Source organism: Halomarinibacterium sedimenti (assembly GCF_019312585.1).
In the GTDB taxonomy this organism is placed as follows: Bacteria; Bacteroidota; Bacteroidia; order Flavobacteriales; family Flavobacteriaceae; genus Halomarinibacterium; species Halomarinibacterium sedimenti.
Window position 1 is genome coordinate 182,623 of record NZ_JAHWDP010000005.1, and the last position, 17,658, is coordinate 200,280.

The 17,658-nt window shown below is 38.1% G+C and carries 13 protein-coding genes; 6 read left to right on the forward strand and 7 right to left on the reverse strand.

The window, feature by feature from the left end:
* The first annotated feature begins 14 nt into the window (after positions 1-14).
* Both KXJ69_RS11985 and KXJ69_RS11990 read left to right on the forward strand, forming a co-directional pair.
* Positions 15-3,221, forward strand: a complete 3,207-nt coding sequence (locus KXJ69_RS11985) for a choice-of-anchor B family protein (RefSeq protein ID WP_219053355.1) — start codon at positions 15-17, stop codon at positions 3,219-3,221.
* Positions 3,222-3,402: 181 nt separating this feature from the next.
* A complete protein-coding gene (locus KXJ69_RS11990) occupies positions 3,403-5,385 on the forward strand; it encodes a phage tail-like protein (protein ID WP_219053356.1) in 1,983 nt (660 codons plus the stop codon).
* Here the strand turns inward: KXJ69_RS11990 and KXJ69_RS11995 are convergent.
* Entirely contained in the window at positions 5,382-5,711 is a 330-nt protein-coding gene (locus KXJ69_RS11995; protein ID WP_219053357.1) for a hypothetical protein, read from the reverse strand. The two genes, KXJ69_RS11990 and KXJ69_RS11995, sit on opposite strands and share 4 nt — an antisense overlap.
* 33 nt (positions 5,712-5,744) lie before the next feature.
* On the opposite strand from KXJ69_RS11995, the gene KXJ69_RS12000 reads away from it, so the two are divergent.
* The 4 genes from KXJ69_RS12000 to KXJ69_RS12015 all read left to right on the forward strand — a co-directional run bounded on the left by KXJ69_RS12000 (position 5,745) and on the right by KXJ69_RS12015 (position 9,790).
* Positions 5,745-5,915 (forward strand): C1orf53 family protein, encoded by a 171-nt coding sequence (locus tag KXJ69_RS12000; RefSeq protein WP_219053358.1) that lies wholly within the window; start codon positions 5,745-5,747, stop codon positions 5,913-5,915.
* A complete protein-coding gene (gene hutU / locus KXJ69_RS12005) occupies positions 5,905-7,893 on the forward strand; it encodes a urocanate hydratase (protein WP_219053359.1) in 1,989 nt (662 codons plus the stop codon). Before KXJ69_RS12000 ends, hutU begins: the two co-directional genes overlap by 11 nt.
* Before the next feature lie 11 nt (positions 7,894-7,904).
* Positions 7,905-8,444 (forward strand): DUF4136 domain-containing protein, encoded by a 540-nt coding sequence (locus KXJ69_RS12010; RefSeq protein WP_219053360.1) that lies wholly within the window; start codon positions 7,905-7,907, stop codon positions 8,442-8,444.
* 254 nt (positions 8,445-8,698) lie between these two features.
* Positions 8,699-9,790, forward strand: a complete 1,092-nt coding sequence (locus tag KXJ69_RS12015; protein ID WP_219053361.1) for a T9SS type A sorting domain-containing protein — start codon at positions 8,699-8,701, stop codon at positions 9,788-9,790.
* Between the two features lie 48 nt (positions 9,791-9,838).
* Here the strand turns inward: KXJ69_RS12015 and KXJ69_RS12020 are convergent, their stop codons facing one another.
* The 6 genes from KXJ69_RS12020 to KXJ69_RS12045 are packed head-to-tail and all read right to left on the reverse strand — an operon-like array spanning position 9,839 to position 17,657.
* Positions 9,839-11,917 carry an alpha-ketoacid dehydrogenase subunit alpha/beta gene (locus KXJ69_RS12020; protein ID WP_219053362.1) on the reverse strand — a complete coding sequence of 693 codons (2,079 nt, stop codon included), beginning with the start codon at positions 11,915-11,917 and terminating at the stop codon, positions 9,839-9,841.
* A gap of 2 nt (positions 11,918-11,919) precedes the next feature.
* Entirely contained in the window at positions 11,920-13,209 is a 1,290-nt protein-coding gene (locus KXJ69_RS12025; protein ID WP_219053363.1) for a dihydrolipoamide acetyltransferase family protein, read from the reverse strand.
* Complete coding sequence (locus KXJ69_RS12030) at positions 13,209-13,805, reverse strand: acyltransferase (protein ID WP_219053364.1); 597 nt, start codon at positions 13,803-13,805, stop codon at positions 13,209-13,211. Before KXJ69_RS12030 ends, KXJ69_RS12025 begins: the two co-directional genes overlap by 1 nt.
* On the reverse strand, positions 13,805-14,557 hold the full coding sequence (locus KXJ69_RS12035; protein WP_219053365.1) for an enoyl-CoA hydratase/isomerase family protein: 753 nt from the start codon (positions 14,555-14,557) through the stop codon (positions 13,805-13,807). The genes KXJ69_RS12030 and KXJ69_RS12035 overlap by 1 nt, the downstream gene beginning before the upstream one ends.
* 2 nt (positions 14,558-14,559) lie before the next feature.
* On the reverse strand, positions 14,560-17,055 hold the full coding sequence (paaZ, locus tag KXJ69_RS12040; protein ID WP_219053366.1) for a phenylacetic acid degradation bifunctional protein PaaZ: 2,496 nt from the start codon (positions 17,053-17,055) through the stop codon (positions 14,560-14,562).
* A 2-nt stretch (positions 17,056-17,057) separates the two neighbouring features.
* A complete protein-coding gene (locus KXJ69_RS12045; protein ID WP_219053367.1) occupies positions 17,058-17,657 on the reverse strand; it encodes a short chain dehydrogenase in 600 nt (199 codons plus the stop codon).
* Position 17,658 lies beyond the last annotated feature (1 nt).

The following is a 17,658-nucleotide window of genomic DNA, read 5'->3' on the forward strand; positions in this document are numbered from 1 at the left end:
TAACAACTATTTCAATGTTCAAAAACCTACCTTACCTCGCATTATTATTCATTTTACCTCTACAAGTATTTGCTCAAATTCCATGTTCTGGAGGTATTATTAATCAAGCTGGAACAGCAAATGATTATCCTTGTAGTGTATTAACGTATCAATCGCGTATTTCAGCTTCTGCTATGGGAGCAAATGAAGCACAAGATTCTTGGGGGTGGACAGATCCTTTAAACAACAAGGAATATGCAATTGTAGCTTTGGATAATGGGACCGCTTTTGTAGATATTACAAACCCGACCAGTCCTATTTATCTAGCCAGATTGAATACTCATACAGGGAGTAGCTTGTGGAGAGATGTAAAAGTATATCAAAATCACGCCTATATAGTAAGTGACTCTAATGGTAACCATGGGGTTCAAATATTCGATTTAACAAGATTAAGAACTCTTACAGGTAGCCCAGTTGTTACCTTTACCAATTCACAAGTTGATGGACGTCTTAGTTTAATTGGTTCTGCACATAATGTTATAATAAATGAAGACACAGGTTTTTTATACGTTTTAGGAGCTGGAACAAATGGAAACAATCAACGTATTTTCAACCTGAATTCAAGTTTAACAAATCCTCCCTCCGTAGCTATTTTATCTGCCTATGGATATTGTCATGATGCACAAGTGGTGATTTATGACGGTCCAGATCCAGATCATCAAGGAAAAGAATTATTTATTGGTAGTTTTAGCGGCTCGGACTTTCTACGTATTCTTGACGTTACCAACAAAGCTTCCATCACTCAAATTGGTGTAATCGATTATACTAATAAATATTATACCCATCAAGGATGGTTTACCGAAGATAAACGCTTTTTTATCGTAGGGGATGAAGTGGATGAGGAAAATATTGGGTTTAATACCAGAACACTAGTATTTGACTTACAAGATTTAGACAATCCCGTGTTACATTATACACATTACGGATCTACCCCTGCAATTGACCATAATGGCTATGTAAGAGATAATAGATTCTATTTAGCTAACTACTCAGCTGGCATGAGAGTTATGAAAGTAGATGGTTTATACAATACAACCCCTACCATGACGGAGGTGGCTTATATGGATACTTATGTAGCCAACAGCACAGCGGCTTTCAATGGTACCTGGAATGTTTACCCTTATTTTGAAAGTGGAAATTTAATAATGACTGGATTTGGGAATGCAGGTGTTAATGGTGATGGGGGATTATTTATTGTAAGAGACCCAAATTACGACAATATAGACCCAGTAGCAGTTTGCCAAAACATTATAGCAACACTAGATAAGACTACAGGAACAGTAACAATTGACGCTTTAGATGTTGATGGAGGTTCTACCGATAATATTGGAATAGTTTCAAGAAGTATTTCAGGTCAAACTACATTTACCTGTGCGGATGTCGGCAGTGTTTTTAATGTTACCCTAACTGTAACCGATGATTACGGGCATACAGATACTTGTGTTGCAACTGTAACAGTTGAAGCTGAAACTACTACATATTTAGGGGCTGGAACTTGGACAAATGGCACTCCTGGTATAGGGTCTAACGCAAAAATAAGCAATGATTATAACACCTCTTTAGGAAGTATCGACGCTTGTACTTGTGAAATAGACGCAGTAAGAACGTTAACTATTCAAGCAGATGATTACCTAAAAACCGAACAAGATATCATAGTTAATGGAACACTTATCGTAGAGCACCAAGGAAATGTGGTTCAAACAGATCCATCCGCAAGTGTTATTAAAAATGGAACAATCAATGTAAATGTTACTTCCCCTAACCTTCGTAAAAGAGATTTTATGATTATGGGGAGTCCCATGACAACAGAATCTAGAAGTGGCGTTTGGAACTCCTCTTTTATAGTTCTGGATTTTACTCCTCAAAACTTTTTACCACACCCTAATGTTCCTGCAGGAGGTACTAATTTCGCAGACGATGACGGAGATTGGTATAACTATCATACAGGAACACTAAATCCAGGGGAGGGGTATGTAAATCGCCCTCAAAGTGGATATAATGACCCTACAGTTCCACCCACAGGAAGGCCGTTTAATTTTACATACGAATTGGGCACACTTAATAATGGAAATATTACGTATACAAATTACAATAATGGACCCGCCGCAAATCCAAACGGAACACCAAATATGGTAGCTAATCCATATGCTTGTGCCATAGACGCAGCCTCATTTATGACAGCAAATCCAGGTGTTGGTGCCTTATATTTCTGGGAGCATTTAACCCCTCCTGGAACCCCACTTCCTGTAAGTAATTTGCGATTCGACATGGACGACATTTCTATTTTTGATGGAGTAACTGGTTTACCCGCAGCTAATGACCCTGGTAATGCCCAAGGTACAGCCCCAAATGGAATCATATCTACAGGCCAAGGTTTTGGGATAAGAACAAATGGTACAGCAGGAAGCACTGGAACAATAACCTTTAATAACACCATGAGACTAACTTCTGGAAATAATACCCTAAGAGGACTTGGTACTGTTGGAGAAGATTTAACTCCAGAGAAGTTATTATTAGAAATTAGAGAAAAAACTCATGGATATGGTGCATTTACAGCTATTACATTCCTAGAAAGTGCAAGTGATGGATTAGATGAAAACTTAGACACAAACCGTTTAGCCACCATAGTTTCATTTTATTCCCACCTTGATGATGGTACTGGTGAATTTGCTATACAAACGCGGGGACCGTTCGCAAAGGGCAAAAAAATACCTCTGGGTTTTTCATCCCAAATAGATGAAACTTTGGAGTATGAAATTTCTCTTACCAATATGGAAGGCTTAAACCTCGATAGCACTACAGTATATCTATATGATCACCAGGAAAACATTATTACAAATCTTGAAAACGACTCATATACTTTTAAAAGTGGAAAGGGAGTTTTTCATAATAGATTTACATTATTGTTTAAAACCGAAAGAGTTTTAGGTCCAGGTGAAACAGCCATTGACTCCATAGATTTATTTCCAAATCCTACCATGAAAGACATCAATATCTTTTCTCCAGATGCCTATTTATTAAATCTAGAAGTATTTGATTTAATGGGAAGAAAAATTTCTCAAAAAATTGAGGAAACCAAAAATACTTATACTTTAAATCTTTCAGGTTTAAATACAGGAGTATACTTCATAAAAATCGACACAGATAAAGGTAGTGTCACTAAAAAAATTATAAAAAAGTAAATCAATAGAATCCTTTAATAGAACAGATAAAAATGTTTTTAAGCCCAATGCGTTGCATTGGGCTTTTTTGTCGATAAAAAATAGCTACTTATCTAAAATATAGCATTCTATGGCTATGTGATGTAAGATTTTATGATATTTGATATGGGGAGTAACTATTTTAAATCTAAAACATTGAGTTGTGAAGAAAGAAATAACCTCCCGACATCCTCATTTCATCCTTATTCTATTTTTTTTAATTAGTACAATTTCATATTCACAAGTAGGTATTGGAACCACAAATCCTAATTCTAATGCTTTGTTAGATGTTGATTCAACTATTTATACTGGTGGAATTTTACTTCCAAGGTTAGGATTAAGCTCAACAGCAAGTTTTGCGCCATTATCTGCTCATGTAGCGGGTATGATTGTATACAACACCGCCACCGCTGGGGATGTTACCCCAGGGTTTTATTATAACAATGGCACCTTGTGGGTTCGTATTGGAGGTGGAACCGCAACCGATAAATGGGATTTAACAGGAAATGCGGGAATTACTCCTTCCATAAATTTTGTAGGGACTACAGATAATAATGCCCTACGATTTAGAACAAATAATTATGACCGTTTTGAAATATCCACTGGTACAACCATTGCCAATGGAGGAAGATTAAGGGCTTTCACAGATGGAAGTGCAGCTTCACCTATTTATTCTTGGCAGTCAACAACAGGAACAGGAATGTTTCAACCAGCAACTAATGCTTTAGGTTTTTCTACTAATGGAACAGAAAGATTTCGCATTTCTAATGCCAATCAAGTTTATGGTTTAGCGGACGGTACCGCAGCTCTACCCTTCTATTCTTGGAGTTCAGATCCCGATATTGGAATGTATCGAATAGGAACTGACATTTTGGGATTATCCACTACTGGAACTGAGCGCATGAGATTCTTAGCTAATGGGCAAGTATCCATTAATAATAATTCACCATTAGGAACGGATAGATTTACAGTAACTGCCGTTGATACAGAGGATGCCATTAATGGCTATACTACAACCGGTACGGGTGTCTATGGTGAGAATTCCAGTGGTGTTGGAAATGGAGTATTTGGTAATTCCGCTAATGTTGGAGCTCGAGGCTATGGTGCTCATGGAGCCATCCTAGAGTCTGGTCTTGATGCAGGTTACGGAGCCATTGCATGGAATACCGCTCTAATAGGGACAAATAGAACGGGTCTTTTAGTACTGGGTCAAAACTTATCACCCATTACATTTTCAAACACTGGGGCGATATTATATGGTTCAGGAAGTGGCGGTGTGTCCTTCGCTAGTAGTTTAACCTCCACTGGATTTTTAGCAGTTGGTAATGCAGGTACTACAGCATATTCTTTAACTTTAGGCTCTGGTCTTGCCGGTACTGGTTCCTCAACTGGTATTTATGGAATATCAACTGCAACTGCCGGAACAAGACAGGGTGCATATTTTAGCATGAATAAATCCGGAAATGTTACCCCAGCAGCCGCAGATGATCCGGTTGCAATATTGGCGGGTTATAATGGATCCTATTATTTTGGAGGTTATTTTGATGGTAATCAAGATAATACGGGTAATGCAGGAGGAAATAATATTGGAGAAGATTACGCTTATGTAGGAATTACTGTTGGAAATACAACTTATAAAATTTTAGGAACAGGGTCTAACTCGACAATGATAAACGATTCTCAAGGAAATAAACGAATTTTATTTTCTACAGAAGCACCTGAGATATTATTTGAAGATTATGGAACTGGACAATTAGTTAATGGAAAAACTACTATTAATCTTGATCCTTTGTTAAGTTCAATAATTCATGTTTCAAAGAACCACCCTTTAAAAGTTTTTATACAATTAGAAGGAGATTGTAATGGGGTTTATGTAACTGATAAAACGGCAAACAGTTTTACCGTAGTTGAATTAAATGGAGGAAAATCAAATGTTCCGTTCTCTTGGCATATTGTTGCCAATAGAGCAGACACAAAAAGTCAAGATGGAAGCATAATTTCTAAGCATGTGGATGTAAGATTTCCTATTGGTCCAAATAAAATTCAACCTTTAGAAATTAATGCAAACGAATCAAAACCAGTAAATACAGTCACTAGAGCGTCAGAATCCAATTCCAAAACAAAAATTCAACTTCAAAACAATTAAAACAAATACTTAGTAAAACACCAAAAAGACCTCTTTTTTAAATAATCGAGGTCTTTTTCATTTGTATAGGCCTCTCGTTCAAAAGAAATATTTTTATAGGCCTGATATCTGCTTTTAAATTGAATCCATCGCAATAAAAATTCAAATACGTACCAAACATAAAAAAACACAATAAGCATTTCTGCTTGCTGCCGCAAATGAATTTTTTCGTGGTTTATAAAGACGGCATCACTTAAAAGACTTTTATTTTGTAAGATAATAAATGGCCAAAGAGCCATTCCCAAAAATTTCTTCCGAAGCAAAAAACGATTCACCCAAACTATCATCTATGCAAGGTAAGAATTTGGTATTTTTGTAACATGCTTTTCCCAAAGAAAAAAATAGAATTGGAAGACGGAGATTATTACCTCACGCCCGAAGGCTATAAATGTTTTACAGAACAATATCATTTAAAAAGAGGCTATTGTTGCGAAAGCAATTGCCGTCATTGTCCCTACGGGTTTAATAAAAAATTAAAAAATGACATTTAAAGAAGAAATACAACAAGGAATTCCTACTATACTACCCAATCCAAAGCCGTACGATACTAGCATTAACCACGCGCCTAAAAGGAAAGAGATTTTAAATGATGCTGAAAAAAAATTAGCGCTTCAAAATGCGCTTCGGTACTTTGACCCAAAACACCACACTACCCTCCTACCAGAATTTAAAGAAGAGTTAGACACCTACGGAAGAATTTACATGTATCGTTTTATACCAGAGCATAAAATTATTGCACGCCCAATTTCAGAATACCCTGGAAAATGTGAGCAAGCAAAAGCCATTATGTTAATGATTCAAAATAATTTGGATCACGCCGTAGCCCAGCATCCACAAGAATTAATTACCTACGGTGGTAATGGAGCCGTGTTTCAGAATTGGGCACAATATCGATTGGTTATGCAATACCTGGCTGAAATGACCGACGAACAAACATTGGTTATGTACAGTGGCCACCCATTAGGTTTATTCCCTTCACATAAGAATGCCCCAAGAGTGGTGGTAACCAACGGAATGATGATCCCTAACTATTCACAACCCGACGATTGGGAAAAATTCAACGCTTTGGGGGTAACACAATACGGGCAAATGACCGCAGGAAGCTATATGTATATTGGTCCGCAAGGAATTGTTCACGGTACAACTATTACTGTGCTAAATGGTTTCAGAAAAATTAAAAAATCGCCCAAAGGTGGACTATTTGTTACTTCAGGATTAGGCGGAATGAGTGGCGCACAGCCCAAAGCTGGGAATATTGCTGGCTGTGTTACTGTATGTGCAGAAGTCAATAAAAAAGCTACGTACACGAGGCATAGTCAAGGATGGGTAGACGAAGTAATTTCAGATGTAAACAAATTAGCATCTCGAGTAAGAGAAGCACTTTCAAACAAAGAAGCGGTTTCTATTGCCTACGATGGAAATGTAGTAGATGTGTGGGAGCATTTTGATAAAGAAAATATTCTTATTGATCTAGGAAGTGACCAAACATCCCTACATAATCCTTGGGCTGGCGGGTATTATCCTGTTGGCATGTCTTATGAAGATGCCAACGATATGATGGCAAATAACCCTGCTTTATTTAAAGAAAAAGTACAGGAAAGCTTGCGTCGTCAGGCCAATGCTATTAATAAACACGCGGCAAAAGGGACTTATTTTTTTGATTACGGTAATGCATTTTTATTGGAAGCTTCTCGTGCAGGAGCAGATGTACTTTCGGAAGATAAAAATGCAAAGCGAGAATTTAAATACCCTAGCTACGTACAGGACATCATGGGACCTATGTGTTTCGATTATGGTTTTGGACCTTTTCGTTGGGTTTGTGCTTCAGGAAACCCTGAAGATTTAGCAAAAACAGATGAAATTGCTACGAAAGTATTAGAACGTTTAATGGAAGAAGCTCCCTCCGAAATTCAACAACAAATGGAGGACAATATTCAATGGATTAAAGGGGCTCAAGAAAATAAATTAGTGGTAGGGTCACAAGCCCGAATTTTATATGCAGATAGTAACGGAAGGATAGAAATTGCTTCGGCTTTTAATGCAGCCATCGCCGAAGGAAAAATAGGACTGGTTGTTTTAGGTCGCGATCATCACGATGTATCTGGGACCGATTCACCTTATCGAGAAACTTCTAATATTTATGATGGCAGTCGCTTTACTTCAGATATGGCAATACACAATGTTATTGGTGATAGCTTTAGAGGGGCCACTTGGGTGAGCATTCATAATGGTGGTGGCGTAGGATGGGGAGAGGTTATTAATGGCGGATTCGGTATGGTTCTTGATGGTACTAAAGAAGCTCAATCTCGTTTAGAATCCATGCTTTTCTGGGATGTAAATAACGGAATTGCACGTCGAAGTTGGGCTAGAAATGAGGAAGCCATTTTTGCCATTAAAAGAGCGATGCAACAAGAACCATCTTTAAAGGTTACGCTTCCTAATTTTGTTGATGAAAAATTGTTTCAATAAACTTTTATGCTATGAAAAAATTAAAGTTTTTACCCCTACTTGCACTTCTTATAGTAGCAACATCCTGCACCTCGGTTCGAGTTGCAACGGATTATGACCGAAATGCCAATTTTGGTAGTTACACTTCCTTTGCTTTTTATAAGCCCGGCATCGACAAAGCAAAAATTAGTGATTTAGACAAAAAAAGAATCCTTCGTGCCATTGACGCAGAACTATCTGCTAAGGGAATTCAAAAATCTGAAAGTCCAACTATTCTTGTGAGCATTTTTACCAAAGAGCAAGAACGAGTGGATGTTTACAACAACAACTTTGGATGGGGATGGGGTTGGAACCCATGGTGGTATGGTGGCTATTGGGGCAATACTGTTTCAAGAACAACCGAAGGACAATTATACATAGACTTAATAGATGCAAAAACCAATGAGCTTGTATGGCAAGGGGTTGGAAGTGCAAGGCTTTATACTGGCTCTAATCTTGACAAAAAAGAAGAACGGATTCGGGAAATTGTTCGGGAAATTTTAGCTAAATATCCGCCAGGTCTGAAAAAATAATTAAAAACCCTCAAAAAATTTGAGGGTTTTTAATGAATTGATAGGAATTCCTTAAACAATTATTAAGATGTTACATTTCTTTTAAAGATTGTTACAATAGTAATACTTACCCACTATTTTCATATATAATTTTATACCAAGATAATTTGCCTGTAAAAAATTCAGGTAAACACCCCTTAAAAAACAGGGGTTTAAACTTACTGATTATCAGTAGTTTAAAATTATATTTGTATTATTAATCAAAAATATATATTATGAAATTAATTTTTACTTTTTTCTTGACTTTAAGTCTTTCAGTGTGTGTTGCACAAGATGCCATGTTTGTACACACAGCTACTGCAGGGACTATCACTGTAGATTTGAGCCTTATAGACCATCCAGATTTAAATGGAAATCCCAATGCTAAATTATTAGTAAGCCATAATTGGAATCCCCCCGGTGGTGGTGGAATTTACAATAATCATACAACTGGAGTTTATTATAGTGCTGGAGACTCTAAATGGGGAGTCTATAATGAAAGCGGCACTAATATGGTAGAAGACAGCGCTTATAATGTTTATATTGCTCAAGGTCCCGAGGTGTTTTTACATATTGCGGATTTGGCAAATCAGGGTACATTCGCATCATATTCTGTTTTAAACCATCCAGACCTCAACAACAACCCAAATGCGAATATCATTTTAACAACATATTACAACCCTAACAGTCAAAGAAATGACCATAATTATGGGGTTTGGTATGATGATATTGATGGCCGCTGGAATATTTACACAGAAGGTGGTGCGGATATCCCCTTAGATAGTGCATTTTTTGTTGGAATTGGTGGTGGTTTAGGTGTTTCAGCAAAGCATCAAGCAACCGCGGGAAATATTTCAGGAAATTATACTGTTATAGATCATCCCTTATTAAATGGAGATCCTAATGCTAGATTTACTTTTACCCATAATTGGGGGACATCTGGGAATACTTCCAATGTAATTGTTGATAATACCATGGGTGTGTGGTATACTGGATCTAATTGGTCTATTTACACAGAAGATTTATCTGCAATGCCAGAAAATGCAGAATTTGACCTATTTATTTTCGATCCTACTTTAGGCGTAACAGATACTATTTTAGAAAAACTAGAAGCCTATCCAAACCCTGTTGCTTCTCAACTTACCATTGAAGCTTCAGATATGATAAATCAAATTGAAATATTTAACATTTTAGGGCAACAAGTTTTAATCCTTGAAGGCACCTCTAATAAAATGAACATAGATGTATCTTCATTAATTGTGGGTACATATATGGCAAGAGTAACCTCAGGTAATTCTTCCAAAACAATAAAGTTAATTAAAGTTTAATAAGTGATTACTTTACTGTAATTAAAAAGGCGCTTAAAAGCGCCTTTTTTAGTATTCAATAATTTTCAAAATCTTAGCTTTCACTTTCTCCACTGAAGGAATCATGGTTTGTTCCAAAACCATATTTAAAGGAATGGCAGGCATATTTTCACTACCAATAATCATTACAGGACCATCCAACTGCTGAAAACATTCTTCCTGAATTCTACCTTGAAGTGCTCTGGAAAAACTATTCTCGGAAGGTTCTTCGGTGACGATTAAACATTTTCCACATTTCTTTACACTTTTGAAAATGGTCTCGTAGTCCAGAGGATGCAATGTACGTAGGTCTACAATTTCTATTCTATCTTGCATTCCTAACTCTTCCGAAGCATTCATCGCCCAATGAACACCCATACCATACGTAATAATAGAAAGTGTCTCTTCTTCCTCCTGTTTCCAAATTTCTTGTAGCACCCACGCTTTACCAAAAGGTAACACATAATCTTCACTGGGTTCTAGCGATGTTGCTCCTTTAGTCCCGGGAACTTTACTCCAATACAATCCTTTATGCTCAAATATCACAACGGGATTAGGGTCGTAGTAGGCTGCTTTAAGTAAGCCTTTTAAATCGGCTCCGTTACTTGGATATGCAATTTTTAATCCTCGAATGTTGGTCACCACACTTTCCACAGAAGATGAATGATAAGGCCCACCACTACCATACGCACCAATGGGCACTCGCAAAATCATAGACACAGGCCATTTGCCATTAGATAAGTAGCAACTTCTTGAAACTTCTGTAAAAAGTTGGTTGAGTCCTGGCCAAATGTAATCGGCAAACTGAACCTCAACAATAGGTCTTAACCCCACAGCACTCATACCCACGGTTGAGCCCACAATAAAAGCTTCTTGAATAGGTGTATTAAACACTCGATTATCTCCAAACTTTTGCGCCAATGTTGCGGCTTCCCGAAACACCCCTCCTAGTCTTCCACCCACATCCTGACCGTACAGTAAACATTCTTTGTGCTTTGCCATGAGCTCTTCAATAGCAAACAACGCACAATCAACCATCACTACCCTATCGGCCTCTTTAGGAGATCGCTCCCCTACCTCATCAGTGATGGGCGTAGGTGCAAAATCGTGGGTAAATAAGTCTTCGGGTTTTGGGTCCTCGGCTTGTAACGCCTTCTCAAAATCAGCTCGTACTTTGGCGATACATTCATTTTCTATTTCCTGAATTTCCTTCTTTGAAAATCCGTATTCTTCCAAAAGTTTCTGCATTTTGGGATAAGGATCTCGCGAACGCGCTTCTTCCAAATCATCACGATACCATTCCATTCGCACACCAGAAGTATGGTGATTTAACAAAGGAACTTTGGCATGTATCAAAAACGGTCTTCGTTCTTTCCGAATGGTTTCAATAACCTTCTGAATGGTTTGATAACTTTCCTCAAAATCAGTACCGTCAATAGAAACGGCATCTAAACCGTGAAAGCCTTGCGCATATTCGTAAGCATTTTGCGCTCGGGTTTCTTCGGCATTTGCCGAAATATCCCAACCATTATCTTGTACTAAATATAAAACTGGCAATTGTTTTAAAGCTGCCATTTGAAAGGCTTCGGCTATTTCTCCTTCGGTAACAGAAGCATCACCTAAAGAACAAACCACTACGGGTTTTTCGTCTAAATCGCATAGTCCTTCGGCTTCTTTATACCAAAAACCGAGACCAACACCTGTGGCTGGAATGGCTTGCATTCCTGTTGCTGAACTTTGATGCGGGATTTTCGGTTTATCTTCATCCTTTAAACTAGGGTGCGAATAGTAGGTTCTTCCGCCAGAAAACGGATCATCTCGCTTTGCTAACACCTGCAACATTAAGTCGTAGGGTTGCATCCCAATAGCCAATAACATTGAATCATCACGATAATAGGGAAAGGCATAATCTTGAGGCTTTAACTGCATTCCCAAAGCAGTCTGAATGACCTCATGACCTCTTGAAGTAGCGTGAACATATTTGGAAACGACTTTAAAATTTTCTTCATATAAAAAAGTCATGGCCTTTGCCGTGCAAAGGTTTGCAAAGCCTTTTACTAAAATGTCTTTATCAGTTTTTGACGTTTTCAATGTGCTTTTTTCTTCCATTATCATATTTTCCGCTTAGCATCAAACTGTTCCATATAATCTGCGATTCTGCGTAAGAATGATCCAGCTAAATATCCATCCACAATTCTGTGATCGAATGAAAGCGAGAGATACATCATACTTCGTATTTCAATAGTATCGCCCTCCTCTTTTTCCATTACCTCGGCTCGTTTTTTAATGATTCCCGTGGCCAAAATTGCGGCTTCAGGCTGATTGATAATGGGTGTACCCATTAGACTTCCGAAGGTTCCCACATTACTAATGGTAAAGGTACTTCCCTTAGTTTCATCTGCCGTTAACTTTCCATCCCGTCCTTTTTGGACCAATTCATTGGTGGCCGAAGCCAATTCTTGAAGGGGTTTTTTATTGGCATTTCGCACAACCGGAACTATTAAATTTCCCGATGGTAGAGCTGTTGCCATCCCTATATGAATATCCTCTTTTACAATGATGTTTTTTCCTTCCATCGAGGAATTAATCATGGGGTAATCTTCAATGGCTTTAGCGACACATTCTATGAACAAAGGCGTGAACGTGAGCTTTTCGTTATATTTTTTCTGAAAATCTGCTTTCACACTGTTACGCCATTTTACCATTTCGGTTAAATCGGCCTCAACATAAGCCGTCACATGCGGTGACGTATGCTTACTGAACACCATATGATCTGCAATCATTTGACGCATACGATCCATTTCCACCACTTTTCCAGTGCCTTTATCAAATTTTAAATCGGGGATTTTAAATCCATTATTTCCAGATACAGGCTGTGCAAATTTAAAAGGTCTGCCTTCCGCAATGTAATTCATCACGTCACTTTTTCTGAGTCTGCCATCATTTCCCGAAGCAGGAATACGGGCTAATTCTTCATAACTAATGTGATGTTCTTTGGCAATACTCTCCACCAATGGCGAAATGAATACATTTTCATTTACTTTAAATGCTTTTGTAATTGGCTTGGATTCAGAACGTTTTAAGCTTGTAGAGGCTTGTTTAATTGTTTTAGTAGATTTCTTTGTTTCTTTTGAAGCTTTGGTGCTTTTTGGAATTGCTCCGTCACTATCAATAATGGCGATAGGAGCACCAATTTCCACCACTTCATTTTGTTTATATAAGAGTTCGACAATGGTTCCAGAAATAGTAGAAGGCACCTCACTATCAACTTTATCGGTTGCAACTTCTAGAAGAATTTCATCAACTTCAATAGTGTCACCTACGCTTTTAAACCATTTTATAATGGCAGCTTCGGTGATACTTTCGCCCAATCGCGGCATGGTAAATTCTACGTGTGGCATTAGCTTCTTTTAATCTCTTGTAATGTTTTATAAAAATCTTCTTGTTTTGGTCTATACTTCGGAATTTCGCGTAAAGGCTCAACTTCCTTTAAGGTTTCGAAACAATCTTTTGGTAACTGCTGATACAACTTTGTTCCGGCGGTTTTCCAAGCTATCATATCATCTGAAACTTCTTTAATTGCTTTTGCAGGATTGCCTACGATAAGCTTTCTCGCATCAAAAATAGTTTCTGCTTTTACAAAGCTCATGGCACCCACAATACATTCATCCCCTATAACTGCATCATCCATGATAACACTATTCATTCCTATCAAACAATTTCGCCCTAGATTAGCTCCATGAATCACTGCTCCGTGACCCACGTGAGCACTTTCTTTTAATACAATACTTTTGCCAGGAAACATATGTATGGTACAATTTTCCTGAACATTGACCCCGTCTTCCAGAATTATTTCGCCCCAATCACCTCGTATCGCAGCACCAGGACCAATGTAACAGTTTTTACCAATAATTACATTACCAGTAACTGCCGCCAAAGGGTGTACAAAGCTCGATTCGTGCACAACAGGAATATGTCCTTTGAAGGAGTAAATCATTATTTAAAGCGTTTCAACGTTTCTTTGGTAAATTCTGAAAGCACTAATCTTCCAGAAATGGCAGCCCTTTCCGCCAATAAGGTATCCCAGTCTTCGGTACCTGCCCAAAAAGTCCTTTTCATTTCGGCCATCGCTTCAGGATTATAGTTACACAGATTTTCAGCAAATTTTTGAACCGCTTCATCTAAATCTTGCGTAGTATCAAATACTTGATTATATAGTCCTTTTTGCAAAGCCCAATCCGCCGAATAAAACGTATTGGCATCAATGGCGATTTGAGACATTCCGCTTAATCCTAACTTGCGCTGTACAGCAGGTCCAACCACAAAAGGACCTATTCCAACATTTAGTTCACTTAACTTAATGGAAGCATATTTAGTTGCCATACAAAAATCGGTGGCAGAAGCTAATCCCACGCCGCCTCCAACGGTTTTTCCTTGAATGCGTCCAATAATAAATTTGGGACACTTGCGCATCGCATTAATGACATTGGCAAATCCGCTAAAAAACACTTTCCCAGTGGCCGCATCATTGATGCTAATGAGCTCCTGAAAACTGGCCCCAGCACAAAAAGTTCGGTCGCCTCCACTTTTTAAAATCACCACTTTTACCTCATCATTTTCTCCTGCATGATTAATAGCTTCCACCAAAGAAGCAAGCAAATCTCCTGGTAAACTGTTGTGCTCTGGGTGATAAAATTCTATAGTTGAAATCCCATCGTGGGTATGTTGTTTTACGTAAGGCGTTGGCATTTTTAAAGTAATTTAAATTGTTCAAAATGATGATTTAAATGCTTTCTTTCCATTAAATACCATTCAAATCTATTGAGTTCTCCGAAGACCACATTTTTGGTTTTAGCGTCTGGGTTATCTTTAAAATACTGAAGATATTCCTCTCTGGCATCCAATAGTTTTTGCTTTGCCGTTTCTAAATCTGGATGCTTCAATTCAGACATTTTTGATTTTTCTCTTAATGGAAAATCATATTCTCGCGGCATTTTATCATAATTATATAAAGTGGAATGCACTTTTTCCAAAATCTTTTCAGGAGTAGCAATTTCAAAATCTTGAATCTCACCCGAAGCAATTCGGTAGGCATATTCCAAATGTTCCAACATGTGTTGGGGGGTTAAACTTCCCCATTGTGGCTTCGAATCTTTGCTAAGTTTAGATAAGCATTCGTTTATTTTTTCGGAAGTCATTTCAACAAAAACCGTTTGCTTTTTCTGAACCATTGTCAACACAGTTACAATGGCAACCAATTCGTCATCCGTATCAAAGACTTCACCATACCATTTTACAATGCCACTAGGCAATTCGGTACCGCGTTGTTCTCGATCAATTTTTTGTTTGCAGGTTAAGCGCACATAAATAGTGTCGTTGTGATATAATGGACGAAGAAATCTACAATCTTCCAATCCATAATTGGCGGCTACGGGTCCTTTATTAGGATACACAAACAATCCTGCCGCTGCTGCTAAAATAAAATAACCATGGGCAGTGCGTTTTTCGAAAATACTTCCATCGAGGGAAGTAATATCGGTATGCGCATAAAAGTGATCCCACGTTAAGTTTGCAAAATTGACGATGTCGCCATCGGTAATAGTGCGTTTGTGCGTTTGTAATGACATTCCAGGTTGAATGTCCTCCCAATGATACTGAAATGGATGTTTTTCGGTTTCCTTATACGCTCCTTTGGGTTGATAAATACCTGTCACTTCGGTCAATGTTGTGGGTGTTCCTTGCACAGCGCAGCGTTGCAAATAATGCTTAATTCCACGCATTCCACCCATTTCTTCACCACCACCAGCGCGACCAGGTCCTCCATGTATTAAAGTAGGTAGTGGAGAACCGTGACCCGTACTTTGTTGGGCATTTTCACGATTTAAAATGAGAATTCTTCCGTGATGCGAAGCCGCATTAATAGTGTATTCCTTTGCAATGTTATCATCGTAAGTACAAATAGAAGAAACCAAAGAGCCTTTCCCCATATGGGATAGTTGAATCGCTTCTTCTAAATTTTTATAAGGCATTAGAGTACTTACCGGACCGAAAGCTTCTGTGATATGTGCTGCTTCATTTTTAAGCGGGTTATCCTCTCTTAGTAAAATTGGCTTTAAGAATGCTCCTTTTGAAGCATCGGCTCCTAGGGTTTCTACTTCATCAAAATTTCCATAAACGATATTCGCTGTTCTGGCTATTTTCTGAATTTGTTCTTTAACCGATTCGCATTGTTTTTTATCCACCAAAGCACCCATTCGCACTTCACGTAATCGTGGATCTCCAATAGTTACTTTATCTAATTCCATTCCGATAGCTATCTGCACATCTTCCACCAATTTTTCTGGTACGATGATACGTCGTATGGCAGTACATTTTTGCCCTGCTTTTACGGTCATTTCTTTTCGGACTTCTTTGATGAATAAATTGAATTCTGGAGTTCCAGGTATAGCATCTTCTCCTAAAATAGAAGCATTTAAACTATCGGCTTCCATGGTAAATGGCACCGATTCTTCTATTAATTGAGGATGGTTTTTCAACAGTCTTCCTGTACTGGCCGAACCCGTAAAAGTTACCACATCTTGCGACTGTACAGTATCTAAAATTGTTTTGGCTGTTCCGCTAATGAGCTGCAAAGCACCTTCAGGTAAAATTCCTGAAGCAATAATTTCTTTTACCACCGCTTCTGTTAAATAAGCCGTTTGCGGTGCAGGCAGTACTACTGCTGGCATACCAGCCATCCAGTTGACTGCGCATTTTTCCAACATTCCCCACACGGGGAAATTATAAGCATTGATATGAACAGCTACCCCACGTCGAGGCACCATAATATGATGTGCCATAAAGCGTCCGCCACGAGACAAATCGATTGGATCTCCTTCTACGTGATACGACTGATTAGGAAACAGTTTCCGAAGAGATGCATTGGCAAATAAATTTCCAAAACCGCCTTCAATGTCTATCCAACTATCAATTTTTGTGGCTCCGGTACGGTAACTCAATTCGTAAAAAGCATCTTTACGCTTGTTAAGGTACATGGCTAGTTTCTTAAGCATCAAGCCACGCTCTTGAAACGTCATTTTACGAAGTATTTCTCCTTTTTCTCTTCCATATCGAAGGATGGAAGGAATATCTAAACCATCGGCTGTAACATTGATAAAATGTTCTCCCGTTACAGAATCCAAAATAGGAATTCCAGCACCTTCACCATCAATCCATTTTCCGTTTATGTAGTGTTGTACTTTTTTCATAATTAAGCATTCACTTTAATAATTTCTCCATTTATTTTCCCTTCAATACTTTTCACATACCCATTTATTACTTTTTGCATCGGAACAGGGTCGTGACCAGGAAAATAATCTTTATATTTTTCAAAAGCATCTTCAACCAATCCAGCTGAAACTACATTAATTCTATGATTTTCGAGCTCTAAAGCAACGGCTTTAACAAAACTATTTATTGCACCATTTACCATAGCTGCGCTTGTGGTCATATCCACAGGGTCATCGGCTAAAATTCCTGTTGTCAAGGTGAAGGAACCTCCCTTATTAAGGAATTTATTTCCTATACGAACCAAATTAACCTGACCCATTAACTTGCTTTTTATTCCTATGTAGAAATCATCTTCTGTTAGGTTATCAAATTTATCCCATTTTGCTTCTCCCGAAATATTCACAATAGCATCTAATTCAGAAATAGAACTCAAAGCTTTTTCAATTGAATGAATATCCTCCAAATCAATTTTCACATCCCCTGAATTCCTGCCACCAATTAAAACTTCGTGCTTCTGCTTCAGAAATTTTACTACTTTCTTTCCAATGGTTCCAGAACCGCCTATTACTAATATTTTCATC